This window comes from Streptomyces sp. T12 (genome assembly GCF_028736035.1).
Lineage (GTDB): Bacteria > Actinomycetota > Actinomycetes > Streptomycetales > Streptomycetaceae > Streptomyces.
Window position 1 is genome coordinate 2319046 of record NZ_CP117866.1, and the last position, 24568, is coordinate 2343613.

The window sequence follows — 24568 nt, forward strand, 5'->3', positions numbered from 1 at the left end:
CTGATGCCCGGCTAGTCGCCCTTGCCCACCTGGTCCGAGGTCTCCTCCTCCACCTCGGCCATCGCCGGGTCGAGGAGGCGGGAGAGGAAGTGGCGGGTGCGTTCGTGCTGCGGGTTGCCGATGACCTGGTCGGGGGTGCCGTCCTCGACGATCACGCCGCCGTCCATGAAGACGACCCGGTCGGCGACCTCACGCGCGAAGGTCATCTCGTGGGTGACGACCATCATCGTCATGCCCTCGTCGGCGAGCATGCGCATGACGGCGAGGACGTCACCGACCAGCTCGGGGTCCAGCGCGGAGGTCGGCTCGTCGAAGAGCATCACCTCGGGGCCCATGGCGAGGGCGCGGGCGATGGCGACGCGCTGCTGCTGGCCGCCGGAGAGGGAGGACGGGTACGCCGTCGCCTTCTCCGACAGGCCGACCCGCTCCAGGTTCTCGGCGGCGACCTTCGCGGCCGTCGCCTTGTCGCGCCTGAGGACCCGGCGCTGCGGCAGGCTGAGGTTCTCGGTCACCGTGAGGTGCGGGAACAGGTTGAACTGCTGGAAGACCATGCCGATACGGCGGCGTACGGCGTCGATGTCGACGTCCGGGTCGGTGAGCTCGGTGCCGCCGACGAAGACCTGCCCCTTGGTGGGCTCTTCGAGCAGGTTCACGCAGCGCAGCAGCGTCGACTTGCCGGAGCCGGACGGGCCGATGACGCACACGACCTCGCCCTGGCCGATCTCCAGGTCGATGCCGCGCAGCACCTCGTTGTCGCCGAAGGACTTGTGCAGGCCGCGGACTTCGATCTCCGGTCCGGAGCCAAGGGTCTTCTCTGTCACTTCACGGCCTCCTGGGCCTTGGCCTCCATACGGCGTACGACGAAGCCGAGCGGGATCGTGACCAGCAGATAGCACAGGCCCGCGACCAGGATCGGCGTGGAGTTGGCGGTCTGGCTGGCCAGGTCACGGCCGAACTTGGACAGTTCGCGCTCCTCCAGCGTGACGCCGAGGAACAGCACCAGCGAGGAGTCCTTGAAGAGCAGGACGAGTTCGTTGGTCAGCGGCGGGAGGATGATCCGGAAGGCCTGCGGGATGATGATCGAGATCATGGCGCGGGCGGGCGAGAAGCCGAGCGAACGCGCCGCCTCCATCTGCCCCTTGGGCACCGCCTGGATGCCCGCGCGGATCGTCTCCGCCATGTACGCGGCGGCCACCAGGCCGAGCGCGAGGGCCACCTTGCCGTAGGTGCCGCCGGGAATCTCCGTCCCCGGGAAGGCCAGCGGCACGGCGACCCCGATGAAGATGAAGATCAGCAGGGCGGGCAGGCCGCGGAAGATCTCGATGTAGACGCCGGCGAGCCAGCGGTACGGCCCCACGGACGACAGCCGCATCAGCGCGATCACCATGCCGAGGACCAGTCCGACGGCGAAGCCGGACACCGTGTACAGCACGGTGTTCTTCAGCGCCAGCGTGATGACGTCCGGGAACATCTGCTGGGCGATGTCCTCTTGCGCGAACTGGTTCGCCAGGCGGTCCCAGTCGGCCGCGACCGCGAAGGCGATCACGGCCGCGACGAAGACGACGTACTGGATGCCGCGCGACAGGCCGCGCTTCTGACGCCCGGTCAGGCCCTTTTTCCTGGGCTGCTTCGGCTGGAGTCGTACGTCGTTGCCGGTGGTGTCGGTCATGGGGTCAGGACGCGGCGGGCGAGGCGGAGGCGGCGGACTCGTCGTACGGGCCGATCCACTGCTCGTACAGCTTCTTGTACGTGCCGTCGGCCTTCGCTTCCTTGATCGCCTTGTTGATGGCCTCGCGGAGCTTGGTGTTGCCCTTCTTCACCGTGAAACCGTACTGCTCACCGGTGTTGATCTGCTCGGCGACCTCGAAGGCGTCCGCGTTGGCCTTGTCCTTCAGCCAGCCCTGCACGACCGGGTAGTCGATGACGACCGCCTCGACCTGGCCGGTGCGCAGACCGTTGATGACGGCGTCGGAGGACTCGAAGGAGACGGGGTCCAGGCCCTTGCTCTTGGCGTAGTCCTCACCGGTGGTCTGCGCCTGGGCGCCGACCTTCTTGCCCTTGAGGTCCGCGAAGGAGGAGATGCCGCTCTTCTTGTCGACCAGGACGGCCTGGGTGGCCTCGAAGTACGGGTCCGAGAAGTCGACGTTCTTCTTGCGCTCCTCGGTGATGGTCATGCCGGCGGCGGCGAGGTCGCACTGTCCGGCATTGAGGGACCCACCGGTCTTGAAGTTCTCGAAGGGCTGGTCGACGATCGTCTGCTTCACGCCCAGGTCGTCCGCGACCAGGTCAATGAGGGAGACGTCGAAGCCCTGCACCTTGCCGTCGATCTCCGACTGGAAGGGCGGGTACGGAAGGTGGGTGCAGGTGGTGAGCAGGCCCGCCTTGACGACTTCGACACCGCCGGCCGCCGTCTTCGTACCGCTGCCGCCGTCGTCGTCGGAGGAGCAGCCGGCCACGAGCACCAGCCCGGCCGTCGCGGTGGTGGCGGCCAGCATGCGGGTCCGGCGCCCGAGGGTCGTCTTCACGGGGAGCCTCCTGTCAGGGAACTGTGGGTTCCGATTATAAGGAGAAGTTTGAGATCCTCAAACCAAACCGATGGTTAAGGGGCCGTTCGACCTAAGAAGTCGGGTGCGGGAGGGGTGGGGAAGGGGTGTGGAGAGGGTGTCGGGCGCCCGGTCAATGCCCCGCCACCGCCCGGTTTACGCTCGTCTCCGTCGATCCCGGAGCGAAGAGAGCGAAGTGAGCCCCGCCGTGACCCATCCCTTCCTGGACCTGGCCCCGCTGAGCGCCGCCCGATTCGCCGCCATCGAGGACCGGGTGGCGCGGCTGCTCGGGACCGAGCAGGACGTCGTGATCATGCAGGGCGAGGCGCTGCTGCCGCTGGAGGGGGCGATCCGGGGGACGGCCGGGCCCGGCACCACCGCGCTGAACGTGATCACCGGTCCGTACGGGCAGACCTTCGGGAACTGGCTGCGTGACTGCGGCGCGACCGTGATCGATCTGGCGGTGCCCTTCCATACGGCGGTCACGGCGGACCAGATCCGGGAGGCCTTCGCCGAGCACCCGGAGATCGACTTCGCGTCCCTGGTGCACGCGGAGGCGGCCACCGGCAACACCAACCCGGTCGCCGAGATCGGCGAGGTCGTGCGGGCGCACGGGGCGCTGTTCTACCTGGACGCGGTGGCCTCGATCGGGGCCGAGCCGGTGCTGCCGGACGCCTGGGGCGTGGACCTGTGCGTCATCGGGGCGCAGAAGGCGATGGGCGGGCCGGCCGGGGTGTCGGCGGTGTCGGTGAGCGAACGGGCCTGGGCGCGGATGGCGGCGAACCCGGGAGCGCCGCGGCGGTCGTATCTGTCGCTGCTGGACTGGAAGGAGCGGTGGATCGACGGCGGGCGCAAGGCGCTGCTGCATGCGCCTGCTCAGCTGGAGATGCTGGCGCTCGAGGCGTGTGTGGAGCGGATCGAGGGGGACGGGCTGGAGGCGGTGATGTCCCGGCACCGGGCCGCCGCGCTGTCCACTCGGGCCGGGGCGCTCGCGCTGGGCGGGGGCTTGGAGCCGTACGTGTACGACGCCGGGGAGGCCGCTCCTGTCGCTACGACGCTTCGGGCGCCGGCGGGGGTGGTGGCGTCGGAGGTGGTGGCTCGGGCGCTGGCGGCCGATCCTGCGTTGCCGCTGGCCGCGGGGGGTGGGGCGTTGGCCAAGGAGATGATTCGGGTCAATCACTACGGGGTGGATGCGACGTCGGGTGTGGTGCGGGGGTGTCTGGCGGCGTTGGGTACCGCACTGGCGGAGAAGGGGCTGGGTGTGGATGTGGAGGGGGCGTCGCGGGTGGTGGATGAAGCCTGGCGGTAGTCGGGGGCTGGGGCCTGGCTCCTTCGCCCCCGCCGCCCCTACCCTTCCCGTCCTTGAAGGGGCTCCGCCCCTTCAACCCCGCCAGCGGAGCCCCCTGGACCCCCATCGGCCCTGAACGGGCCTCGTCCTCAAGCGCCGGACGGGCTGGAATGCCGGGGCCGGCGTCGAGAAGCGGAGCCCCAGGCAGCACCCCCGAGATTCGCCCCGCGCTGAAAGCCGTACCGCCGCCCGTCCGCCGTGCCACGCTCGCGGCATGACCACCAACACCCCGGCACTCCTCCCCGACGGCCGCCCCATCCCCCTCCTGACCGGCGACGAGCTCCCGATGCTCGAAAGCTGGCTCGCCTTCCATCGCGCCACCCTGGAGCTCAAGTGCGCGGAGCTGGGCGACGCGCAGTTACGGCTCGCTTCCGCCGAGCCGTCGGAGCTGACGTTGCTCGGGCTCGTGCAGCACCTCGCCGAGTGTGAGCGGAACTGGTTCCAGCGGGTGGTGGGTGGGCTCGACGTGCCGCCGGTGTACGGGGAGGGGAACGAGAGCGGGTACGCCCTCGATGCCGGGCGCGGGATCGGCGAGGCGCTCTCGGTGTGGCGGCGGGAGATCGCGCGGGGGCGGGAGGTGTGTGCCGGGCGGGCGCTGGAGAGCGTGGGGCGGATCGGGGACGGGCCGATGGCCGGGGTCGAGGTCAGTCTGCGGTGGGTGCTCATTCACATGATCGAGGAGTACGCACGGCACAACGGCCACGCCGACATTCTGCGGGAGCGCATCGACGGAGTTACCGGAGCCTGAATTCGACGTAATTCTTGAATTCCCTTCAAGGGCAGCTTCCCATTCTCTTCTGCCCGCTTTTTCCAGACCTAAACGCAAAGATTCCGCGAACACCAACCGGAGGAATTCGGGCAGGTCTCGTGGAAGTTACATGGCTGTGACGCGTTCCACATCGTGCCCCTTTTCGTGCGGTATTATCCGGACAGAACGGTGTGATTCACCCCCATATCGCGCCGCGCCTCACGCCCGCGTGATAACACATCCCGACCTCACACGTAACCCCTCACGGCCATGCAATTTCGAATTTCCCTCGGTAAATTCAATTCGCATGACTGCCGCACAAGCAGACCTGCAAATCGACCGTCCGGCGGTGGCTGACGGGGCCGCGCTGTGGCGGATTGCCAGAGACTCCAAGGCCCTCGACCTCAACTCGTCGTACAGCTATCTGCTGTGGTGCCGCGACTTCGCCGACACCTCGGCCGTCGCCCGCGACGAGAGCGGGGAGCCGGTCGGCTTCGTCACCGGGTACGTACGGCCGGATCGTCCGCACACCCTGCTCGTCTGGCAGGTGGCCGTGGACGACGCGCACCGCGGCCGCGGGCTCGCCGCCGCGCTGCTCGACGGGCTCGTCGCACGAGTCGGCGGCGAGTACGGCGTCACGAGCGTCGAGACCACCATCACCCCGGGCAACACCGCCTCCGAGCGGCTGTTCGGCTCCTTCGCGGAGCGGCACGGTGCCGCCCTGGAGCGCGAGGTGCTGTTCGACGCCGGCCTGTTCCCCGACGGGCCGCACGACCCCGAAGTCCTCTACCGCATCGGTCCCCTCTCCCTCTGACCTCCCCCCACGCAACGAGGAGCGATTCGTCGTGACCATCACCCAGCCCGACCTCAGCGTCTTCGAGACCCTGGAGTCCGAGGTACGCAGCTACTGCCGCGGCTGGCCCACCGTCTTCGACCGCGCGCGCGGCAGCCGCATGTACGACGAGGACGGCCACGAGTATCTGGACTTCTTCGCCGGGGCCGGCTCCCTGAACTACGGGCACAACAACCCCGTCCTGAAACGGGCGTTGATCGACTACCTGGAGCGGGACGGCGTCACGCACGGGCTCGACATGTCCACCAGCGCCAAGCGCGCCTTCCTTGAGTCCTTCCAGAACATCGTGCTGCGCCCGCGTGACCTGCCCTACAAGGTCATGTTCCCGGGTCCGACGGGTACGAACGCCGTCGAGTCGGCGCTGAAGCTGGCGCGGAAGGTGAAGGGGCGCGAGGCCATCGTCTCGTTCACCAACGCCTTCCACGGGATGTCGCTGGGCTCGCTCGCCGTCACCGGCAACGCCTTCAAGCGGGCCGGCGCCGGGATCCCGCTCGTGCACGGCACGCCCATGCCGTTCGACAACTACTTCGACGGCACGGTCGAGGACTTCCTGTGGTTCGAGCGGCTCCTGGACGACCAGGGCTCGGGCCTCAACAAGCCGGCCGCCGTGATCGTGGAGACCGTGCAGGGCGAGGGCGGCATCAACGTCGCCCGCAAGGAGTGGCTGCGCGCGCTCGCCGAGCTGTGCGAGCGGCAGGACATGCTGCTCATCGTCGACGACATCCAGATGGGGTGCGGACGGACCGGTGCCTTCTTCTCCTTCGAGGAGGCGGGCATCACCCCGGACATCGTCACCGTGTCCAAGTCCATCAGCGGCTACGGCCTTCCCATGTCGCTGTGCCTGTTCAAGCCCGAGCTGGACATCTGGGAGCCGGGTGAGCACAACGGCACCTTCCGCGGCAACAACCCCGCCTTCGTCACGGCCACCGCCGCCCTGGAGCAGTACTGGGCGGACGGGTCCGCGATGGAGAAGCAGACCCGGGCGCGCGGCGAGCAGGTCGAGCAGGCGCTCATCTCCATCACCGAGGAGAACCTCGCCGACGTGAAGGAGTACCGCGGGCGCGGGCTCGTGTGGGGCCTGGAGTTCCGCGACAAGGAGCGCGCCGGACGGGTGGCGCACCGAGCCTTCGAACTCGGGCTGCTCATCGAGACGTCGGGCCCCGAGAGCGAGGTCGTGAAGCTGCTTCCGGCACTCACGATCACCCCGGAGGAGCTGGACGAGGGACTCAGTGTCCTCGCCCGCGCCATCCGGGAAACCATCTGAAACACCACCTAGGAGGCATCGCAGCACCGTGATCGTCCGTTCGTTCAAGGACATCGAAGGAACCGACCGCCATGTGAAATCGGCGTCCGGCACCTGGGAGAGCAAGCGCATCGTCCTCGCCAAGGAGAAGGTCGGCTTCTCCCTGCACGAGACGATCCTGTACGCGGGTACGGAGACGTCGATGTGGTACGCGAACCACATCGAGGCCGTCGTCTGCGTCGAGGGCGAGGCCGAGCTGACCGACCACGAGACCGGGCGGACGCACGCGATCACGCCCGGGACCATGTACCTCCTGGACGGGCACGAGAGGCACACGCTGCGGATCAAGGAGGACTTCCGCTGCCTCTGCGTCTTCAACCCGCCCGTGACCGGCCGGGAGGACCACGACGAGAACGGCGTGTACCCGCTGCTCACCGAGCCCGAGGAGGTGTGAGAAACCCATGACCACCGGCATGACCGCAAACGTCACCGATCTCTACCCCAGCCGCGGCGCCACCGAGGTGTCGACCCCGCGACAGGACCCCGTCGTGTGGGGCTCCCCCGAAACCCCCGGCCCGATCGCGACCACCGAGCTGCAGTCCTTCGAGCGCGACGGCTTCCTCGCCATCGACCAGCTCATCACCGAGGACGAGGTCGCGGTCTACGCGCAGGAGCTGGAGCGGCTGGTCACCGACCCCGGGATCCGTGCGGACGAGCGCTCGATCATCGAGCCGCAGTCCAAGGAGATCCGGTCCGTCTTCGAAGTGCACAGGATCAGTGAGGTGTTCGCCTCTCTGGTGCGCGACGAGCGGGTGGTCGGCCGGGCGCGGCAGATCCTCGGCTCGGACGTGTACGTCCACCAGTCGCGGATCAACGTCAAGCCGGGCTTCGGGGCCAGCGGCTTCTACTGGCACTCCGACTTCGAGACCTGGCACGCCGAGGACGGTCTGCCGAACATGCGGACGGTGTCCGTCTCGATCGCGCTGACCGAGAACTACGACACCAACGGCGGGCTCATGATCATGCCCGGCTCGCACCGCACGTTCCTGGGCTGCGCGGGTGCCACGCCGAAGGACAACTACAAGAAGTCCCTGCAGATGCAGGACGCGGGCACGCCGTCCGACGAGGCGCTGACCAAGATGGCCTCCGAGTACGGCATCAAGCTCTTCACGGGCAGGGCCGGTTCGGCGACCTGGTTCGACTGCAACTGCATGCACGGCTCCGGCGACAACATCACGCCGTTCCCGCGCAGCAACGTGTTCATCGTGTTCAACAGCGTGGAGAACGCGGCCGTCGAGCCCTTCGCGGCTCCCGTACGGCGGCCGGAGTTCATCGGCGCGAGGGACTTCACGCCGGTGAAGTGATCCTCACAGCCACGCCAGCGACGCGGCCGTCTCCAGTACGTTCCGTACGGCGGCCGCGTCGCCCGTGGCACCCCTCGGCACCGCCTCCGGGGCGTATCGTCCGCCGACCAGGAGGCAGAAGTCGACGGGATCCAGGGCGAGTTCGGCGGCCACCGGCTCGTCCTCGGACCCCAGCACCCACTCCTCGCCCCCGGTGACCGAGAAGAGCACCGGGGGCGCGGTGGTGCCCAGGGCCAGGCCGAGGACGCGTACGGCGAGGCGGATCAGCTGGTGAAGGTGCTCCTGGGGCGGGGGTGGGACGGCGATGCCGAGTGCGCGGCCGATGTCGTCGGTGTGGATCCACGTCTCGAAGCCGCGCACCAGGAAGTGGTCTGCGACGGGCAGCCGCAGCCCCATCAACGTCACGGCGCGCGCTGCGAGTTCGGCGTCCCGAGCCTCGGGCGTCGCGAGCAACTCGCCCGCCTGCGCGGCCCAGTCGGCCACGGTCTCCCCGGGCGTACGGCCGTGCTCGTGCGCGATGACCTCGGCGGTACGGCGTTCCCAGGCGTCCTCCCAGCCCGTGCCCTCGTCGATCCGCGAGCCCGGCACGCGGGAGCCGACACCGAGCCGTCCTGCCAGATGCTCGTCGGCGGCGAGGAGGTGGGCGACGGTGGCATGCACGTCCCAGTCGTGCACGACCGGCGTGGCCCAGCGCCCCTCCAGCGCGGGCAGCAACGCCCTCAGCCCGGCGACGGCGGCGGCGTAGGGGGCGGCGTGCGCGGCGACGCGGGCGGCGGCGGGGCGGGTGCGGAGGGCGAGGGACAGTGCGCCGTCGGCCGACCCCGCCGGGACCTTCGGCGCCGGCCCCTCCAGCAGTCGTACCGTCTCCCGCAGCCGTGCCGCCTGAGCCGCGCAGGTCTCGCACTCGGCGAGGTGCGGCAGGACCGTCTCCTCGTCGGCCGGGGCGAGGGCGTCGAAGGCCCAGGCGGCCAGCAGGTCACGTACGACCTCGTGATCGTCGGTCATCGCACGCCTCCTCCTCCCTGTGCCCCCTGCCCGTTCTCCTGCCCGGCGCGCACCCCTCTCGCCATCATGCGCCCCTTTCGAGCGCCGGGTCCGGTGGGTCGGCCAAAGTCTCGGCCAGGGTACGCAGGGCGGTGCGCAGCCGGGTCTTGGCCGTGCCCTCGGGGATGCCCAGCTCCACGGCGGCCTGCCGGTAGGTGCGGCCCGCGAAGTAGGCGAGGTGGACGACCTCGCGTTGGGGCTGCGGGAGTTCGGCGAGGGCGGTGTGCAGCAGCAGGGAGCGCTCCCGGTCGACGACCGTCTCGTCGGGGCCGGGACCGGCGTCGGGGATGGCCTGGAGCGCCGAGTCGTCGGCTCCGGCGTCCTTGCGGTGCCTGGCCTCGCCGCGCACCCAGTCCACAGCCCGCCGGTGGGCGAGCATGGACAGCCAGCCACGCAGCGAGCCGCGGCGCGCGTCGAAGGCGTACGGCCTGCTCCACAGCTGGGCGAAGACCTCCTGCGCCACGTCCTCGGCGGCGGCCGGAGAGCGGGTGACGCGCACGGCGACCCGCCGCACCAGCCCGCCGTACGCCGTGTACACCTCGGCCAGCGCGGACTCGTCGCCGTACACCAGCCGCCGGTGCACCTCCGCGTCGGCAGGCGGCTGTACGGACGTATCGCCCGTGGACTCCACCGGCACCACCACCCCTGGTGCCTTTCCTAGCGTCCCCGACGGGCCCGCGCCAGTGGTTCAGGCGGACAGGGCGTCCAGCAGCCGGTCGACATCCTCGGGTGTGTTGTAGAGGTGGAAGGAGGCGCGCAGGTTGCCCGCGCGGTCGGAGACCTCGATCCCGGCCGCGCTCAGCTCGGGCTGGCGGTGGCCGAGTCCGGGCACGGACACGATGGCCGAGCCGGGCGCGGGCACCGGTGCCTGGCCGAGGCCGGCGAGACCGGCCCGGAAGCGGTCGGCGAGGGCGAGGTCATGGGCGCGTACGGCGTCCACGCCGAGTTCCTCCAGGAGTTCGAGGGAGCGGCGCAGTCCCGCGAAGCTGAACAGGGCCGGGGGCAGGTCGAACCGCCGGGCGGAGTGGGCGAGTTCGGTGACCGGGCCGTAGCAGCTGTCCCAGGGGCTCTCCCCGGCGACCCAGCCGGCCAGGATCGGCAGCAGCCCGCCGAAGTCCTCCGGCACGACGAGGAAGCCCGCGCCGTGCGGGCCCATCAGCCACTTGTAACAGACGGTCACGGTGAAGTCGTTCGCGTCGGCCTCCATCGGCAGCCAGGCGCCTGCTTGGGAGACGTCGATGTACGTACGGGCGCCGTGTTCGCGGGCCGCCTCGCGCAGGGCGGGCAGGTCGGCGATCCGGCCGTCGGCGGACTGCGCGGCGCTGACCGCGACGAGCGCGGTGCCGGGCCGCACGGACTCGGCGAGCCGCTCCAGGGGCACGATGCGCACCTTGAGGTCGCCGCGGGTGTGGAAGGGGTTCACGACGGAGGTGAAGTCGTCCTCGGCGGTGAGGACTTCGGCGCCCGCGGGCAGCGAGGCGGCGACCAGCCCGGTGTAGGCGGCGACGGACGAACCCGCCGCCACCCGCTCGACGGGGACGCCGGCCAGCCGGGCGAAGGCGGCCCGGGCGGCCTCCACGTCCGCGTGCAGCGGGCCCAGTGGCCTGCCCTCGGCCCGCATGCGTGCCGCCTCGGTGACAGCGGCCACGGTGCGGGCCGGGAGCAGCCCGGTGCTCGCGGTGTTCAAATAGACGTTCTTCGGGGCGAACTCGGCACGGACGAGGCTCTCGAAGGTCTCCATGGGTCCACTGTGGGCCCTGAAGACCTCTCAGTCCATTACGACTCTTTACGTGGTTTCGCTAAGCAACGCTTATAGATCGGCCCCGACCTGCGCACTTGTTCAGTGCTGCGGCACCGCGCAGCCATCCGGACCGCACGCGTCCGCGTCACCCTGCTCGATCAGCGTCAGCGGCGGCCGCTCGCCCCACGCCTGCGTCAGCGCCTGCTGGAAGACCTCGGCGGGCTGGGCGCCGGAGACGCCGAACTTGCGGTCGAGGACGAAGAACGGCACGCCGCTCGCGCCGAGCTGGGCGGCCTCGCGCTCGTCGGCGCGCACGTCGTCGGCGTAGGCGTTCGGGTCGGCGAGGACCTTGCGGACGTCGTCGGCGTCGAGCCCGGCCGCGACGGCCAGCTCCACGAGCCGCTCGTCGCCCTCGGAGAAGACGGACCGCTCCTCGGCGAAGTTCGCCCGGTAGAGGAGCTGGATCAGCTCGTCCTGCTTGCCGTGCTCCTTGGCGAGGTGCAGCAGCCGGTGCATGTCGAAGGTGTTGCCGTGGTCACGGCCCTCGGTGCGGTAGTCGAGCCCCTCCGCGGCGGCCTGCGCGCCGAGGTTCTCCTCGCCGGCCTGGGCCTGCGCCGCGCTCATGCCGTACTTCCTGGTGAGCATGGTGATCACGGGCTGGATGTCGCCCTTGGCGCGCCCGGGGTCCAGCTCGAACGAGCGGTGCACCACCTCGACCTGGTCGCGGTGCGGGAAGGCCTCGAGCGCCTTCTCGAAGCGGGCCTTGCCCACGTAGCACCAGGGGCAGGCGATGTCGCTCCAGATCTCGACGCGCATGTCTGTGGCTCTCTCCAGCTCGTACGGATACGGAGGCTCTCTCCGCCCCTGTACGTGAACGTTCAAATAGCCGCGTTCATTCCCCGGCCACGCAGAAGCGCAGGAACAGGTGGTGGTCGCCGTCGGCGGGCGGGTTCTCCGGGTCCGGGAGCCAGCCCTGGCGGGCGTAGAAGGCCTGGGCGCGCCGGTTGTCGACATGCACGTCGAGGACGGCAGTGCGTTTGCCGTCGGCCCGCCACTCCTCGACGCAGGCCGTGTGCAGGGCCGTACCGACGCCGCCGCGCCAGTGGTCGGGGTCGACGTGGAACTGGAAGAGCTTGACCGCGTCCGCGGCGCCGCCCTCCGGGGTGCGAAAGGAGGCGAGCGCGATGATCCGGCCCTGCTCGACCACGCACAGGACGTGTCCGTCGGGCCGCTCGACGGCGCTGCGCCAGGCGCCGTGCCAGTCGGTGCCGTCGTCCGGGGCGCCGTCGGGGTAGTACGTCGCCCGCGCCCGGGCGTGCAGCGTGACGATGGACTCCACCTCGGCGGGCACGGCGGTGCGGATGACCCTGCCCGGCTTGACTCGGTCGCTGATCATGCAACGGAGGACGTGACCGCCGGCGCTCCGGTTCCGAGGCGGCTGAACTGCGCCCGATAGGCGCTGGGCGTCAGGCCGGTGCGCCGCACGAGATGCCCCCGCAGCGAGTCGGCCGTGCCCAGACCGCAGCCGTGGGCCACCTGGTCCATGGGCAGGGCGGTGGTCTCCAGCAGCTCCTTGGCGCGCTCGATGCGCTGGTGGAGCAGCCACTGCAGCGGGCTCACCCCGCTCTCGGCGTGGAAGCGGCGGGTGAGGGTGCGGACGCTGACGCCGGCGTGGCGGGCCAGGTCGGTGAGGGTGAGCGGCTTGTCGAGGTTGCGCATGGCCCAGCCGCGGGTGTCGGCGCAGGCGGTGCCGCGCTCGGGCGGCAGCGGGGTCTGCGTGAACTGGGTCTGGCCGCCGGGTCGTACGGGCGCGACGAGGGCGCGCCGGGCGACCTCGTTGGCGACGGCGGCGCCGTAGTCGGTGCGGATGATGTGCAGGCACAGGTCGATGCCGGCGGCGTAGCCGGAGGAGGTCACGTACGGTCCGTCCTGCACGTACAGCACGTCGCCGCACAGGTCGACGTGCGGGTACCGGCGGCGCAGCTCCTCGGCGTGCGCCCAGTACGTGGTGGCCCGGCGCCCGTGCAGCAGGCCGGCCTCGGCGAGCTGGAAGGTGCCCGTGCACAGGGAGGCGATCCGCTTGCCGCCGTCGGCCGCCTCGCGCACGGCGGTGACGATCCGCGGCTCCGGCTCGAAGGGTTCCCCGGTCCCCGCGACGAGCACCGTGTCCGCCTCCCGCACGGCGTCGAGGCCGCGGCGCACATACAGGTCGAGGCCGCCGGTGGTGGGCACCGGTCCCGGCTCGGCCGCGCAGATGACCACCTCGTAACCGGGCCGCCCGGCCACCTCCACCTTGCCGAACAGCATCTCCGGGATGGCGAGGTTGAACATCGAGACGGGCGAGGGCGCGACGACGGCGATGCGGTGCGGGGCGTGCGGCTGGGGCATGGCCAGAACCTCCGGGTGCATGGCATTGCGGCCACTACTCTACGACGGCGGAGATCCGCAGCATGGAGGGCATGTCAACGAAGCAGACCCTCAAGGGCGACGAACTCGCCTCCTCGAAGGGCGGGTTGGAGCCCAGGAGGTCGTCCTCCGCCCTCACCCTCACCGCCGGACTCCTCGGCTTCGCGCTGGTCTGCCTCGACGCGTCCATCGTGAACGTGGCCCTGCCCGCGATCGGTTCCTCCCTCGGGGGCGGGTTGTCCGGTCTGCAGTGGGTGGTGGACGCCTACACCCTGGCCTTCGCCGCGCTCATGCTGTCCACGGGGGCGTTCTCGGACCGGGTGGGGGCGAGCCGGGCGTACGTGCTCGGCACCGCCGTGTTCACGCTCGCCTCGGCGGCCTGCGGCCTGGCGCCGAACCTGCCCGCCCTGATCGGGGCGCGGGTGGTGCAGGGCATGGCGGCGGCCGTGGTGCTGCCGGCCTCGCTGGCGCTGGTGCGGCAGGCGTACGCCGATCCGGCGCGGCGGGCCCGTGCGGTGGCCGCGTGGGCGGCGGGCGGTTCGGTGGCGGTGGCGCTGGGTCCGGTGGCGGGCGGTGTGCTGACGACGGCCTGGGACTGGCGCGGGATCTTCTTCGTCAACCTTCCCGTCGGGGCGCTGATCCTCGTGCTGCTGGTCCGCGCCCCGCGCTCGGAGCGCCGCCCGGCACCGCTGGACCTGCCGGGGCAGGTGACGGCGGTGGTGGCCCTGACGGCGCTGACGTTCGCGGTGATCGAGGGCGGCACGGCGGGGTGGGCTGCGCTGGCGGTGGCCGTGGTGGCCGCGGCCGCGTTCCTCGGGATCGAGGCGCGCCAACCGCACCCGGTCGTCCCCCTCGCCCTCTTCCGCAACCGGACCGTGGCGGTGACGGTCGCCGCGGGAGCGGCGGTCAGCGTGGCCTTCTACAGCATGGTGTTCGTCTTCTCGCTCTTCTTCCAGCAGGTGCAGGGCCGTTCCGCACTCCAGGCCGGGCTGATGTTCCTGCCGATGACGGGCCTGATCGCGGTGACGAACGTGGCGGCGGGCAAGCTCGCGGGCCGCTACGGCGCCCGGCTGCCCATGGTGGTGGGACAGGGCCTGGCCGTCGCAGGACTGCTCGTGATGCTGTACGTCGACTCCGGGACGTCTCCGGTCCTGGTGGCCCTGCTCCTCGTCCCCATGGCGTTGGGCTGCGCGCTGACGGTGCCGCCGCTGACGGCGGCGATGCTGGACGCCGTACCCGCCGAACGGGCGGGTCTGGCGGCCGGCGTCCTCAACTCGGCGCGGCAGATGGCCGGGGCGCTGGGCATCGCCGCCTTCGGGGCGTTGATCTCCGACGGCTTCGTGGCGGGGATGCGGCTGAGCCTGGTGATCAGCGCGGCCCTGCTGGCGGTGACGGGCCTGCTCAGCTTCCGTCTCGCAGGTCCTTCGGCCAGTTCGGCCTGAATTCGAGGTGGTCGTACGTCACGACACACCCCTCCCCCATCGGCGACTGCGTCATGAAGCCGACCAGGGCGGCGTCCGTCTCCTTCTCGTCCCCCAGGGTGAAGAGCCGGATGAAGGTCCAGCGCTCACCGTCGCGGGAGGCGTGGAAGGCGAAGGCCCGCTCGGTCCTGCTCACTCGCAGCCAGACCGAACTCCCCTCCACGGTGAAGGAGTTGGCGTCGTCGGAGTGACCCCGGGTGACCACCGTGCAGACGGTGGGCACGTCCGGGGAGTATTCCAGGCAGAGCTTGGCCCAGGCCCGCTCCCCGACGTGGACGTAGAGCACCCCGGCGTCGAAGGCGGCGGCGAACCCGACGGTGACGCGGGCGATCAGCTGGAAGTCGCCCTCGGGTGCGCCGAGGAGCCGCGGCGCGTCGGAGGCGGGGTCGAGGGCCTCCCCGGTGGGCGGCACGAACCGGTCCTGGCGGGGTCCGGCCCATCCGGAGAGCATGCCGTCCTCGTAGGACCAGTGGCCGTCGGGGCCATAGGTGCGGAGGGGAAAAGGCAGTTCAGGAAGTTCCACGTCCATCCCCAGAGTCTTTCAGTTTCCCCTCCGCCATGTGGCCGTTAATCGTTCAGCGTTCGAGGCGACCGTTGAAGCGGCGCGGCAGGCCGAGCGGGTTGTCGTCCCGCAGCTCCGGCGGCAGCAGCGCCTCGGGGGCGCTCTGGTAGGCGACCGGCCTCATCCAGCGCTCGATCGCCGTACCGCCGACGGAGGTCGACGTCGAGGTCGTCGCCGGGTACGGACCGCCGTGGTGCTGAGCCGCCGCGACGGCGACACCGGTCGGCCACCCGTTCACCAGCACACGGCCGGCCAGCGGCGTCAGCTCCGCGAGGATCTTCGCGCCCCGGCCCTCGCCCGCCGCTTCCTCGGCGGAGAGGTGGACCGTCGCGGTGAGGTTGCCGGGCAGCCGGGAGAGCACGGCCTGGGCCTGCGTGTCGTCGTCGTAGCGGGCCACGACGGTCACCGGGCCGAAGCACTCCTCCAGGAGCAGGTCGTAGGCCCCCTCGCTGGTCAGCTTCTCGGCCGCGACCGTCAGGAAGCCGGCGCTCACGGTGTGCTCGCCCCCGGCGCCCGGCGTCACCGGGGTCTCCACGTCGGGGAGTTCGGCGCGCTCGGCGACCCCGGCGAGGAAGTTGTCCCGCATGCGGTGGTCGAGCAGGACACCGGCGTCGGTGTCGCTGACGGCGTCCGTGAGCGACTTGACCAGGCCGTCACCCGCGGCGCCGGACGGCACCAGCACCAGGCCCGGCTTCACACAGAACTGCCCGACGCCCAGCGTCATGGACCCGGCAAGACCCGTACCGATGGCCTCCGCGCGCTCGGCGGCCGCGGCCTCCGTGATCACGACCGGGTTCAGGGAGCCCAGCTCACCGTGGAACGGAATCGGCACCGGCCGCGCGGCCGCCGCGTCGAAGAGGGCTCGGCCGCCCCGGATCGAACCGGTGAAGCCGGCCGCGGTGACCAGCGGGTGCTTGATCAGCTCGATGCCGGCCTCGAAGCCGTGCACGAGGCCGATGACGCCCTCGGGGATGCCGTGCTCGGCGGCGGCCCGCCGCAGGACGGCCGCGACCAGCTCGGACAGGGCCGGGTGGTCGGGGTGGGCCTTGACGACGACCGGGCAGCCCGCGCCGAGCGCGCTCGCGGTGTCGCCGCCGGCGACGGAGAAGGCGAAGGGGAAGTTGGACGCCGAGTAGACGGCGACGACGCCGAGGGACACCTTGTAGCGGCGCAGGTCCGGGATCGGCGGCGTCGCGGTGTCGTCGGGGTGGTTGATCACGACGTCGAGGAACGCGCCCTCGTCGACGATGTCCGCGAAGGCCCGCAGCTGGTAGCAGGTGCGGGCGAGTTCGCCGGTGAGGCGGACCGGGCCGAGCGCGGTCTCGGCGTCGGCGGCCTCGACGAGCTGGTCCTTGGCTGCCTGGAGCTTGTCGGCGGCGGTACGCAGGAAGGCCGCGCGGACCGTGCGGTCCGCCAGGGCGCCGCGCGCGTCGTGCGCGGCGCGGACGGCGGCGTCCACCTCCTGGGCTGTGGCCTCCACCGCAACCTGTTCACGCTGCTTCCCGGTTCGGGGGTCGACACTCCAGACTGGTGCTGCTGCCACCGCGGGTCCCTCCACACATGTAATGCCGCAGTACGGGGTCATCCACCAGGCTCGTTCGATATACTGAACGCTGTCTCTGATGATGAATATGCTGTCGGAGACTATTTCCCGTCCAACGAAGGGGTCAAGGGCGATGTCGGCTGGCGAGACGGGCGGCGGGGCGCAGGTCAAGTCCGCGGTACGGACGGTTGAACTGCTGGAATACTTCGCCGGACGCCCCGGCATGCACTCCCTCGCGTCGGTCCAGGAGGCCGTCGGATACCCCAAGTCCAGTCTCTACATGTTGCTGCGCACGCTCGTCGAGCTGGGCTGGGTGGAGACGGACGCGACGGGCACGCGGTACGGCATCGGCGTACGGGCGCTGCTGGTCGGCACCTCCTACATCGACGGCGACGAGGTGGTCGCGGCGGCCCGCCCGACGCTGGACCGCCTGTCGGACGACACGACCGAGACGATCCACCTGGCCCGTCTGGACGGCACGAACGTCGTCTATCTGGCCACCCGCCAGTCCCAGCACTATCTGCGCCCCTTCACCCGGGTCGGCCGCCGCCTCCCGGCCCACTCCACCTCCCTCGGCAAGGCGCTGCTGAGCACCTACACGGACGAACAGGTCCGCAAGATGCTCCCGGAGACGCTCCCCGCGCTGACCGAGAACACGATCACCGACCGCGAGAAGCTCATCGAGGAGCTCCAGCAGGTCCGCGAGCAGGGCTTCGCCGTGGACCGCGAGGAGAACACCCTCGGCCTGCGCTGCTTCGGCGTGGCGATCCCGTACCGCACCCCGGCCCGCGACGCGATCAGCTGCTCGGTGCCGGTGGCCCGGCTGACGCCCGCGCACGAGCAGATGGTGAAGGACGCGCTGTTCGACGCGCGGGACAGGCTGACGCTGGCCACTCGTAGGCTCTGACTCCATGGGTTCGTAGGCTGTGACTCCATGGATGTGGAACTCCGCGAGGTACACGACAGCGATCTGCCCGTCTTCTACCGGCAGATGAACGACCCGGAGGCCCTGCGCATGGCGGCCTTCACCCCCAAGGACCCGGCCGACCGGGACGCCTTCGACGAGCACTGGAAGCGGATCCGGTCCTCGGGCGACGTCCTGCGCACGATCCTGGCCGACGGTGACGTGGTGGGCAGCACGGCGGTGTACGGGGAGCCGGGCGAGCGCGAGGTGACGTACTGGGTGGACCGGGCGTACTGGGGACGGGGCATCGCCACCGCCGCGCTGCGCGGGCTGCTCACCGAGGTCCCCGAACGCCCGCTGTACGCGCGTGCGGCGGCGGACAACGAGGGCTCGCTGCGGGTGCTGCGCAAGTGCGGGTTCCGGGTGACCGCGCAGGCGAGGGGGTTCGCGAACGCGCGGGGCGAGGAGATCGACGAGTTCGTGCTGCATCTGGAGGGGTGACGTGAGGGGTGAGGGCCCCTCCCCCGTCCGGCGGAGTCGGATCGTCGGCGCGCAGGACGTGCCCGGCACCCGGCGCACGGGAGCGTGGACGCATGACGCAGACACTCGCTCCCACTCCGGTGCAGCCCTCCACGGGTCTCGGCCGGTCCCGTCGGCTCCTGCGCGCCGTCGCCATCGTCTCCTGCGGGCCGTATCTCGCCCTCAAGGTGGCCTGGCTCGCCGGCAGTCGCATCGGGATCCCGGACGGCAGCCCGCTGCTGGAGCACCGGGCGAGTATCGCCGTCGCCAACGGCATCACCGTCCTCATGGACGCGGCCGTGATCGTGCTCGCGCTGGTGCTGACCCGGCCGTGGGGGCTGCGCGTGCCCGCCTGGCTGCTGGCCCTCCCCGCGTGGGTGGCCACCGGGCTGCTCGCGCCGCTCATGGCCGGGTTCCCGATCCAGCTCCTCGTCAGCGCGCTCGGCGGAACGGTGGACACCACGGACGGCGCCGGGAAGCCGTTCCTCGACACCTGGGTCTTCGGGGTCGTCTACACCGGGTTCATCGTGCAGGGACTCACCCTCGGCGCGCTGTTCGTGCTCTACGCCCGGGACCGCTGGGGCCACCTGTGGCAGGGGCGGATCTGGGAACTCCCCGTGGGTGTCATCGGAGCGGCCCAGCGGATGGTCGCCGTCGCGGCCGCCGTACTCGCCCTGCTGCCCCTGACCGCCCACGTCCTGTGGGCGTGCGGCAGCACCGCCGGACTGGGCGGGACCCGCATCGCCGACCGGACCAGTGACTTCTACGTCATGGAGGTCCTGTACACCGTCTTCCTCGCCATGGCCGTCACCGGCGCTTCCCTCCTCGCTTTCCGGCGCGGCCGAGCCCTGTCCGTCAAGGTTCCGCTCGCCCTCGTCTGGGTCGGTTCCGCCGCCCTTGTCTGCTGGGCGGGCTGGTTGTCGCTGGCCCCTCTCACCGACATCACCGACGGTCCGACAGCGCTGATGAACCTCGCCTACGCTGGCGAGATGATCGTCGGCATCCTCGTCGCCTGCCTCGGCGTCCACTTCCTCGCGGAGCGCTCCGCGAGCCGGAAACGTCGTACGGCGTGAGCCAGTTCACCCGGTTCCTGTTCGGGCGGCGGGCGCGCCGGCGCTGGATCCATCTGATCCTCGGCGGCGCGCTCGCCATGCCGTACGTCTTCGTGGGCCAGCTCGTCGTCGGTCCCGCCACCGACTCCAGGTACGTCTTCAACGACCTGCTCCTGCAACTGCTCTCCTTCGCCGTCGGGCTGCCTCTCGCCGCCCTCACCGCCGCGCTGTTCCCGCTGACCCGGTCCCTGGAGGCGGGTGCCGTGCGGTCGCTGTGCGGTGTCGACGCGGGTCTGCTCGCCTACGGGCCCGCCCGGACGCGGGCCGCGAAGGGGCGTGCGGCGGCCTGGTTCACGCTGCATCTCGGGTTCGGGGGGATCATCTCGGGGATGTCGCTGGCGGTGCCGCCGTTCGCCGGCTTCCTCGCCGCACTGCCGCTGATCGTCTGGCTGGGCGGCGCCGAGGCCGTCGCGCTGCCCGAATCCCTCGGCCGGCCCTGGGTGTTGGCGCTCGCCCCGGTCGCGGGCATGGCGACACTGCTCGCGCTCGCCGGCTGCGCGGCCGGCTGCGGCGCGCTCCTCGCGCGCTGGGCGCCCGCGCTGCTCGGGCCCACGCCCGAGGACCGGCTCGCGGCGGCCGAGGCACGCGCGGCCGACCTCGCCGTGCGCAACCGGCTCGCGCGCGAGCTGCACGACTCCGTGGGCCACGCCCTCAGCGCCGTCACCCTCCAGGCGAGCGCGGCCCGCCGGCTCCTCGGCACCGACCCGGAGTTCGTCCGCGAGGCCCTCGCCGCGATCGAGGACACGACCCGGCGTACGGTCGGCGAACTCGACGCCGTGCTCGGCGTGTTGAGGGACGGCGACACACCCGGCACGGCCCCTGCACCCACCCTCGCCGCCGACCTCGACGGCCTGGTGCGCCGCACCCGCGCGGGCGGGCTGCGGGTGACCGCCACGCTCGCCGCCGACCCCGAGGCCCTGCCGCCCGTCCTGTCCCGCGAGGCCTACCGCATCGTGCAGGAGGGGTTGAGCAACGCCCTCAAGCACGCCGGTGACCGGGTGAGCGTGCGGCTGCGGATCGAAGTGGCCGACGGGCACCTGGAGATCACCGTCGAGAATCCCGTCGCCTGCGCCCCCGAGTGCCGACCCGGCGGCGGCCACGGCCTGCGCGGCATAGCCGACCGGGCACGACTGCTGGGCGGAACCATGGAGGCGGGGACGGCGGAAGCAGGGGCGGGGCCGGTAAAGACCGGCGCGGTGGCGGGCATCTGGCGCCTGCGCGTGCGGCTGCCGATGAAGGGCCCGGCATGACATCACGGCCGCCGACCGGGAGACGCCGCCCATAGGACCCCGCCACCGCACCCGCGACGGCCCGCACAACACCACGACCACCGACCCCGAGACGATCCGCATGACCCGCCCGCCGACCCTGAGGGAACACGCATGACGCCCCGCGCAGCGATCCGCATCGTCCTCGCCGACGACGAGCGCATGGTCCGCACCGCCCTGCGCGCCATCCTCTCCGCCGAGCCGGACCTGGAGGTGGTCGGTGAGGCGGCGACCGGGGCCGAGGCCGTGTCCGTCGTGCGGGAGCGGCGGCCCGACGTGGTCCTCATGGACGTCCGTATGCCGGAGATCGACGGCATCCGGGCCACCGAGCAGATCCTGGCCACGCTCGACGAACCGCCCCGCATTGTCGTCGTCACCACCTTCGAGAACGACTCCTACGTGTACGACGCCCTGCGCGCCGGAGCCGCCGGGTTCCTGCTGAAGCGGGCGGAGGCGGACGCGCTGATCCAGGCCGTACGGCTGGTCGCGCACACCGACACCCTGCTGTTCCCGTCGGCCGTACGCAGCCTCGCCGCCGAGCACGCGCGCGCGTACCCGGCCCCGCCGCCGTGGGTGGCGAAGCTCACGGGCCGGGAGAGCGAGGTGCTGCGGCTGATGGCACAGGGCCTGACCAACGCGGAGATCGCGCGGCGCATGGAGGTCGGTCCGGCCACCGTGAAGTCGCACGTCGCGGCGGTGCTGGCGAAGACCGGCACCCGGGACCGCACGCAGGCCGTGATCGCCGCGTACGAGGCGGGCTTCATGAACGCTCGATGAGAAAACAGGGCGGAAGGGAACGTTCCGCCCCATCCTGATCGTCTTCTTGAGCGGGATGAACAAAACGATCAGGCGGGCGTCCGTCTTCGTGCTGCTGCTGGTGTTCGCTCTGCTGGTCAGGGCGACCTGGGTGCAGTACTACGAAGGCCAGGCACTCGCGGACGACAAGGACAACCGGCGGAACACCATCGCGCTGTACAGCGAGCCGCTCGGCAACATCGTCGTGGGCGGCGAAGCCGTCACCGGCTCGGCGCGGACGAAGAGCGGTGACCTCGCGTACAAGCGGACGTACACCGACGGCGCGCTGTACTCGGCGGTGACCGGCTACAGCTCGCAGGCGTACGGAGCCACCCAGCTGGAGGGCATCTACCAGGACCTGCTCGACGGCAGCGACAACCGCCTGAAGAGCGTGATGGACACGGTCACCGACAAGCGGGCCGATCCGGGCAATGTGATCACGACGATCGACCCGGATGTGCAGAAGGCGGCGTACGACGCGCTCGGCGACAACAAGGGCGCCGCCGTCGCGATCGACCCCACCACGGGGAAGATCCTCGCGGTGGTCTCCACACCGTCGTACGACCCGGGGCGGATCACCACGGGCGACAAGGAAGTCTGGGAGCAGCTGACCAAGAGCGCCGACAAACCGATGACGAACCGCGCGCTGCGCCAGCCGCTGCCGCCGGGTTCGACGTTCAAGCTGGTGGTGGCGGCGGCCGCGCTGGAGGACGGGCTGTACTCGTCGGTGGACGAGAAGACGGACAGCCCGGACCCGTATCCGCTGCCTCAGTCGAGCGACGAGCTGACCAACGAGAACCCTTCCGCCCCGTGCGAGAACGCCTCGATCCGGGTGGCTCTTCAGTACTCGTGCAACAACGTCTTCGGGAGCCTGGCCGTCGACCTGGGCCAGGACAAGGTCAGGGCGATGGCCGAGAAGTTCGGCTTCAACGACGAGGAGCAGGACGTGCCGGTGCGGGCGTACGAGAGCGTGTACCCCTCCGACATGGACGGGGCGCAGACGGCCCTGTCCGGCATCGGCCAGTTCGACGTCACCGCGACCCCGCTCCAGATGGCCATGGTGTCCGCTGCCATTGCCAACGGCGGCAAGCTGGTCTCGCCGCACATGGTGTCGCAGATCACCGACGGCGGCGGCGACGTCCTGGAGAACTACGACGACAACGCGGACACCAAGGAGATCGTCAGCTCCGACACCGCCGAGCAACTCCAGTCGGCCATGCAGACGGTCGTCGAGAAGGGCACGGGCACCAACGCGCAGATCTCCGGCGCGACGGTGGGCGGTAAGACGGGCACGGCCCAGCACGGCGAGAACAACAGCAAGACGCCGTACGCCTGGTTCACGTCCTACGGGAAGGCCGACGGCAAGGAGGTCGCCGTGGCAGTGGTCGTCGAGCAGTCGAACGCGGCACGCTCGGAGGTCAGCGGCAACGGGCTGGCCGCCCCCGTCGCCCGGAAGGTGATGGAGGCGGCGCTCAAGGGCTAGAGCCGCTCGGGGCTACTTGACGCCCAGGATCTGCTCGATCGGGTTGATGGCGAAGTACACCAGGAACAGCACCGAGGTCCCCCACAGCAACCAGTGGATCTCCTTCGCCTTCCCGAGCACCACCTTGATCACGACGTAGGCGAGGAACCCCGCCCCGATCCCGTTGGTGATCGAGTACGTGAACGGCATCACGGCGATGGTCAGGAACGCCGGGATGGCGATCTCGTACTTGTCCCAGTCGATGTGCTTGACCTGGGTCATCATCAGGAAGCCGACGGCGACCAGGGCGGGGGCCGCCGCCTGGAGCGGGACGATGGTGAGCAGCGGGGTCAGGAAGAGGGCCAGGGCGAACATGCCGCCGGTGATCAGGTTGGAGAAGCCCGTGCGCGCGCCCTCGCCGACGCCCGCGGCCGACTCGATGTAGGAGGTCGCGGAGGACGACGAGGCCGCACCACCGGCGGCCGCCGCCGCACCGTCGATCAGCAGCACCCGGCCGAGGCCCGGCACCTTGCCCTGCTCGTCCAGCAGACCCGCCTCCGCGCTGATGCCGACGACCGTGCCCATGGTGTCGAAGAAGTCCGACAGGATCAGCGTGAAGATCAGCAGCACGACGGTGATGGCCGTGGTCTCGCCGAACGCGCCGAACAGGCTGAAGTCGCCGATGAGTCCGAAGTCGGGGGTGTCGACGACCTTGTCGGGCCAGGCCGGCGTGGTCAGGCCCCAGGCCTTGATGTCGGCGATCGAGTTGATGATCATCGCGACGACCGTCATGGTGACGATGCTGATCAGGATGGCGCCCTTCACCTTGCGGGCGAGCAGGGCGATCGTCAGCAGAACCCCGAGACAGAAGACGAGGATCGGCCACCCGGTGAGCGTGCCGGTGCCGCCCAGCTGAACCGGGACGGTGGTGTTCGCGGCGTCCGGGATGCGGCTGACGAACCCGGCGTCGACGAAGCCGATGAAGGCGATGAACAGGCCGATGCCGACGCTGATCGCCTGCTTGAGCGGTTGCGGGATGGCGTGCATGACGGCCTCGCGCAGACCGGTGAGCACGAGCACGCAGATCAGCAGGCCTTCGAGGACGACCAGGCCCATCGCGTCGTCCCAGGCCATCAACGGGGCGATCTGGAAGGCGACGACGGCGTTGAGGCCGAGGCCCGCGGCGAGCGCGAGCGGGAGGTTGCCGCCGACGCCCATGATGATCGTCATGACGGCGGCCACCAGGGCGGTGGCGGTGGTGAGTTGGACCGCATCCAACTGGTGGCCGAACTTGTCCTTCGCGCTGCCGAGGATGATGGGATTCAGGACAAGGATGTAGGCCATCGTGAAGAACGTGGCGAAGCCGCCGCGTATCTCACGGGCGAAGGTGGATCCCCGTTCGGAGATCTTGAAGAACCGGTCGACGCTGTTCACGCCTGGTGGCGTGGCACTTGGCCGGTCGGTCACCTTCTGGGATTCGGACATGACTCTCGCTCCTTGCTGCCTGACTGATCGGTGTGCGGATGCTGGCTGGATTGTTCCCGCGTTGAACGCGTTTCAGGTTTTCTCCGTGTTACGGAATCAGGGCCGCTCACGTGCGACGTACCACACGGCGTTCGAAGCCTCGTACGA

Annotated in this window: 25 protein-coding genes; 13 read left to right on the forward strand and 12 right to left on the reverse strand. The window is 70.7% G+C overall.

Annotated features, from left to right (window positions below; genetic code table 11):
* Positions 1–11 precede the first annotated feature (11 nt).
* From PBV52_RS10270 to PBV52_RS10280, 3 genes are read right to left on the reverse strand one after another with little or no spacing between them, the layout of a single operon-like run.
* A complete protein-coding gene (locus PBV52_RS10270; RefSeq protein ID WP_274237996.1) occupies positions 12–821 on the reverse strand; it encodes an amino acid ABC transporter ATP-binding protein in 810 nt (269 codons plus the stop codon).
* A complete protein-coding gene (locus PBV52_RS10275) occupies positions 818–1669 on the reverse strand; it encodes an amino acid ABC transporter permease (protein WP_274237997.1) in 852 nt (283 codons plus the stop codon). The genes PBV52_RS10270 and PBV52_RS10275 overlap by 4 nt, the downstream gene beginning before the upstream one ends.
* A gap of 4 nt (positions 1670–1673) precedes the next feature.
* Positions 1674–2525 (reverse strand): basic amino acid ABC transporter substrate-binding protein, encoded by an 852-nt coding sequence (locus PBV52_RS10280; RefSeq protein WP_274237998.1) that lies wholly within the window; start codon positions 2523–2525, stop codon positions 1674–1676.
* A gap of 226 nt (positions 2526–2751) precedes the next feature.
* On the opposite strand from PBV52_RS10280, the gene PBV52_RS10285 reads away from it, so the two are divergent.
* The 6 genes from PBV52_RS10285 to thpD all read left to right on the forward strand — a co-directional run bounded on the left by PBV52_RS10285 (position 2752) and on the right by thpD (position 8099).
* Positions 2752–3852: an alanine--glyoxylate aminotransferase family protein gene (locus tag PBV52_RS10285; RefSeq protein WP_274237999.1), complete on the forward strand. Its 1101-nt coding sequence runs from the start codon at positions 2752–2754 to the stop codon at positions 3850–3852.
* A gap of 253 nt (positions 3853–4105) precedes the next feature.
* Complete coding sequence (locus PBV52_RS10290) at positions 4106–4639, forward strand: DinB family protein (protein ID WP_274238000.1); 534 nt, start codon at positions 4106–4108, stop codon at positions 4637–4639.
* A 307-nt stretch (positions 4640–4946) separates the two neighbouring features.
* Positions 4947–5453, forward strand: a complete 507-nt coding sequence (ectA, locus tag PBV52_RS10295) for a diaminobutyrate acetyltransferase (RefSeq protein WP_274238001.1) — start codon at positions 4947–4949, stop codon at positions 5451–5453.
* Between the two features lie 31 nt (positions 5454–5484).
* On the forward strand, positions 5485–6756 hold the full coding sequence (gene ectB / locus PBV52_RS10300; RefSeq protein ID WP_274238002.1) for a diaminobutyrate--2-oxoglutarate transaminase: 1272 nt from the start codon (positions 5485–5487) through the stop codon (positions 6754–6756).
* A gap of 28 nt (positions 6757–6784) precedes the next feature.
* Positions 6785–7189: an ectoine synthase gene (locus PBV52_RS10305; RefSeq protein ID WP_030051576.1), complete on the forward strand. Its 405-nt coding sequence runs from the start codon at positions 6785–6787 to the stop codon at positions 7187–7189.
* A gap of 7 nt (positions 7190–7196) precedes the next feature.
* Positions 7197–8099 (forward strand): ectoine hydroxylase, encoded by a 903-nt coding sequence (thpD, locus tag PBV52_RS10310; RefSeq protein WP_274238003.1) that lies wholly within the window; start codon positions 7197–7199, stop codon positions 8097–8099.
* Positions 8100–8102: 3 nt separating this feature from the next.
* Here thpD and PBV52_RS10315 read toward each other — a convergent pair whose 3' ends face one another.
* From PBV52_RS10315 to PBV52_RS10340, 6 genes are all read right to left on the reverse strand, one after another.
* A complete protein-coding gene (locus tag PBV52_RS10315) occupies positions 8103–9104 on the reverse strand; it encodes a maleylpyruvate isomerase family mycothiol-dependent enzyme (protein ID WP_274238004.1) in 1002 nt (333 codons plus the stop codon).
* A gap of 64 nt (positions 9105–9168) precedes the next feature.
* Positions 9169–9786 (reverse strand): RNA polymerase sigma factor, encoded by a 618-nt coding sequence (locus PBV52_RS10320; protein WP_274238005.1) that lies wholly within the window; start codon positions 9784–9786, stop codon positions 9169–9171.
* 45 nt (positions 9787–9831) lie between these two features.
* Positions 9832–10884, reverse strand: a complete 1053-nt coding sequence (locus PBV52_RS10325) for an aminotransferase class V-fold PLP-dependent enzyme (protein ID WP_274238006.1) — start codon at positions 10882–10884, stop codon at positions 9832–9834.
* A 99-nt stretch (positions 10885–10983) separates the two neighbouring features.
* Positions 10984–11700, reverse strand: coding sequence for a DsbA family oxidoreductase (locus tag PBV52_RS10330; protein ID WP_274238007.1), 717 nt, complete (start codon positions 11698–11700; stop codon positions 10984–10986).
* 76 nt (positions 11701–11776) lie between these two features.
* On the reverse strand, positions 11777–12280 hold the full coding sequence (locus PBV52_RS10335; protein WP_274238008.1) for a GNAT family N-acetyltransferase: 504 nt from the start codon (positions 12278–12280) through the stop codon (positions 11777–11779).
* Positions 12277–13272 (reverse strand): GlxA family transcriptional regulator, encoded by a 996-nt coding sequence (locus PBV52_RS10340; RefSeq protein WP_274238009.1) that lies wholly within the window; start codon positions 13270–13272, stop codon positions 12277–12279. Before PBV52_RS10340 ends, PBV52_RS10335 begins: the two co-directional genes overlap by 4 nt.
* A 71-nt stretch (positions 13273–13343) precedes the next feature.
* On the opposite strand from PBV52_RS10340, the gene PBV52_RS10345 reads away from it, so the two are divergent.
* On the forward strand, positions 13344–14732 hold the full coding sequence (locus PBV52_RS10345) for an MFS transporter (protein WP_274238010.1): 1389 nt from the start codon (positions 13344–13346) through the stop codon (positions 14730–14732).
* Here PBV52_RS10345 and PBV52_RS10350 read toward each other — a convergent pair.
* Positions 14692–15300, reverse strand: coding sequence for a DUF1349 domain-containing protein (locus PBV52_RS10350; RefSeq protein ID WP_274238012.1), 609 nt, complete (start codon positions 15298–15300; stop codon positions 14692–14694). The two genes, PBV52_RS10345 and PBV52_RS10350, sit on opposite strands and share 41 nt — an antisense overlap.
* 46 nt (positions 15301–15346) lie before the next feature.
* On the reverse strand, positions 15347–16876 hold the full coding sequence (locus PBV52_RS10355; protein WP_274238013.1) for an aldehyde dehydrogenase (NADP(+)): 1530 nt from the start codon (positions 16874–16876) through the stop codon (positions 15347–15349).
* A gap of 133 nt (positions 16877–17009) precedes the next feature.
* Here PBV52_RS10355 and PBV52_RS10360 point away from each other — a divergent pair, with 133 nt between their 5' ends.
* From PBV52_RS10360 to PBV52_RS10385, 6 genes are all read left to right on the forward strand, one after another.
* Entirely contained in the window at positions 17010–17783 is a 774-nt protein-coding gene (locus tag PBV52_RS10360) for an IclR family transcriptional regulator (protein WP_274238014.1), read from the forward strand.
* A gap of 27 nt (positions 17784–17810) precedes the next feature.
* Positions 17811–18281 (forward strand): GNAT family N-acetyltransferase, encoded by a 471-nt coding sequence (locus tag PBV52_RS10365; protein WP_274238015.1) that lies wholly within the window; start codon positions 17811–17813, stop codon positions 18279–18281.
* A 92-nt stretch (positions 18282–18373) separates the two neighbouring features.
* Positions 18374–19372 carry a hypothetical protein gene (locus PBV52_RS10370; RefSeq protein WP_274238016.1) on the forward strand — a complete coding sequence of 333 codons (999 nt, stop codon included), beginning with the start codon at positions 18374–18376 and terminating at the stop codon, positions 19370–19372.
* Entirely contained in the window at positions 19369–20661 is a 1293-nt protein-coding gene (locus PBV52_RS10375; protein WP_274238017.1) for a sensor histidine kinase, read from the forward strand. Before PBV52_RS10370 ends, PBV52_RS10375 begins: the two co-directional genes overlap by 4 nt.
* 132 nt (positions 20662–20793) lie before the next feature.
* Positions 20794–21456, forward strand: a complete 663-nt coding sequence (locus tag PBV52_RS10380) for a response regulator transcription factor (protein ID WP_274238018.1) — start codon at positions 20794–20796, stop codon at positions 21454–21456.
* 55 nt (positions 21457–21511) lie between these two features.
* Positions 21512–22957: a penicillin-binding transpeptidase domain-containing protein gene (locus tag PBV52_RS10385; protein WP_274238019.1), complete on the forward strand. Its 1446-nt coding sequence runs from the start codon at positions 21512–21514 to the stop codon at positions 22955–22957.
* A gap of 12 nt (positions 22958–22969) precedes the next feature.
* Here PBV52_RS10385 and PBV52_RS10390 read toward each other — a convergent pair whose 3' ends face one another.
* Positions 22970–24421 carry an NCS2 family permease gene (locus tag PBV52_RS10390; protein ID WP_274238020.1) on the reverse strand — a complete coding sequence of 484 codons (1452 nt, stop codon included), beginning with the start codon at positions 24419–24421 and terminating at the stop codon, positions 22970–22972.
* Positions 24422–24568 lie beyond the last annotated feature (147 nt).

Bases quoted from the DNA above. Each gene is read 5' to 3' on its own strand.
- PBV52_RS10360 (WP_274238014.1), top strand. From the start codon at position 17,010: ATGTCGGCTGGCGAGACGGGCGGCGGGGCGCAGGTCAAGTCCGCGGTA.
- PBV52_RS10365 (WP_274238015.1), top strand. From the start codon at position 17,811: ATGGATGTGGAACTCCGCGAGGTACACGACAGCGATCTGCCCGTCTTC.
- PBV52_RS10370 (WP_274238016.1), top strand. From the start codon at position 18,374: ATGACGCAGACACTCGCTCCCACTCCGGTGCAGCCCTCCACGGGTCTC.
- PBV52_RS10345 (WP_274238010.1), top strand. From the start codon at position 13,344: ATGTCAACGAAGCAGACCCTCAAGGGCGACGAACTCGCCTCCTCGAAG.
- PBV52_RS10340 (WP_274238009.1), bottom strand. From the start codon at position 13,272: ATGCCCCAGCCGCACGCCCCGCACCGCATCGCCGTCGTCGCGCCCTCG.
- PBV52_RS10380 (WP_274238018.1), top strand. From the start codon at position 20,794: ATGACGCCCCGCGCAGCGATCCGCATCGTCCTCGCCGACGACGAGCGC.
- PBV52_RS10315 (WP_274238004.1), bottom strand. From the start codon at position 9,104: ATGACCGACGATCACGAGGTCGTACGTGACCTGCTGGCCGCCTGGGCC.
- PBV52_RS10385 (WP_274238019.1), top strand. From the start codon at position 21,512: ATGAACAAAACGATCAGGCGGGCGTCCGTCTTCGTGCTGCTGCTGGTG.
- PBV52_RS10350 (WP_274238012.1), bottom strand. From the start codon at position 15,300: ATGGACGTGGAACTTCCTGAACTGCCTTTTCCCCTCCGCACCTATGGC.
- PBV52_RS10275 (WP_274237997.1), bottom strand. From the start codon at position 1,669: ATGACCGACACCACCGGCAACGACGTACGACTCCAGCCGAAGCAGCCC.
- PBV52_RS10330 (WP_274238007.1), bottom strand. From the start codon at position 11,700: ATGCGCGTCGAGATCTGGAGCGACATCGCCTGCCCCTGGTGCTACGTG.
- PBV52_RS10325 (WP_274238006.1), bottom strand. From the start codon at position 10,884: ATGGAGACCTTCGAGAGCCTCGTCCGTGCCGAGTTCGCCCCGAAGAAC.
- PBV52_RS10335 (WP_274238008.1), bottom strand. From the start codon at position 12,280: ATGATCAGCGACCGAGTCAAGCCGGGCAGGGTCATCCGCACCGCCGTG.
- thpD (WP_274238003.1), top strand. From the start codon at position 7,197: ATGACCACCGGCATGACCGCAAACGTCACCGATCTCTACCCCAGCCGC.
- PBV52_RS10390 (WP_274238020.1), bottom strand. From the start codon at position 24,421: ATGTCCGAATCCCAGAAGGTGACCGACCGGCCAAGTGCCACGCCACCA.
- PBV52_RS10290 (WP_274238000.1), top strand. From the start codon at position 4,106: ATGACCACCAACACCCCGGCACTCCTCCCCGACGGCCGCCCCATCCCC.
- ectA (WP_274238001.1), top strand. From the start codon at position 4,947: ATGACTGCCGCACAAGCAGACCTGCAAATCGACCGTCCGGCGGTGGCT.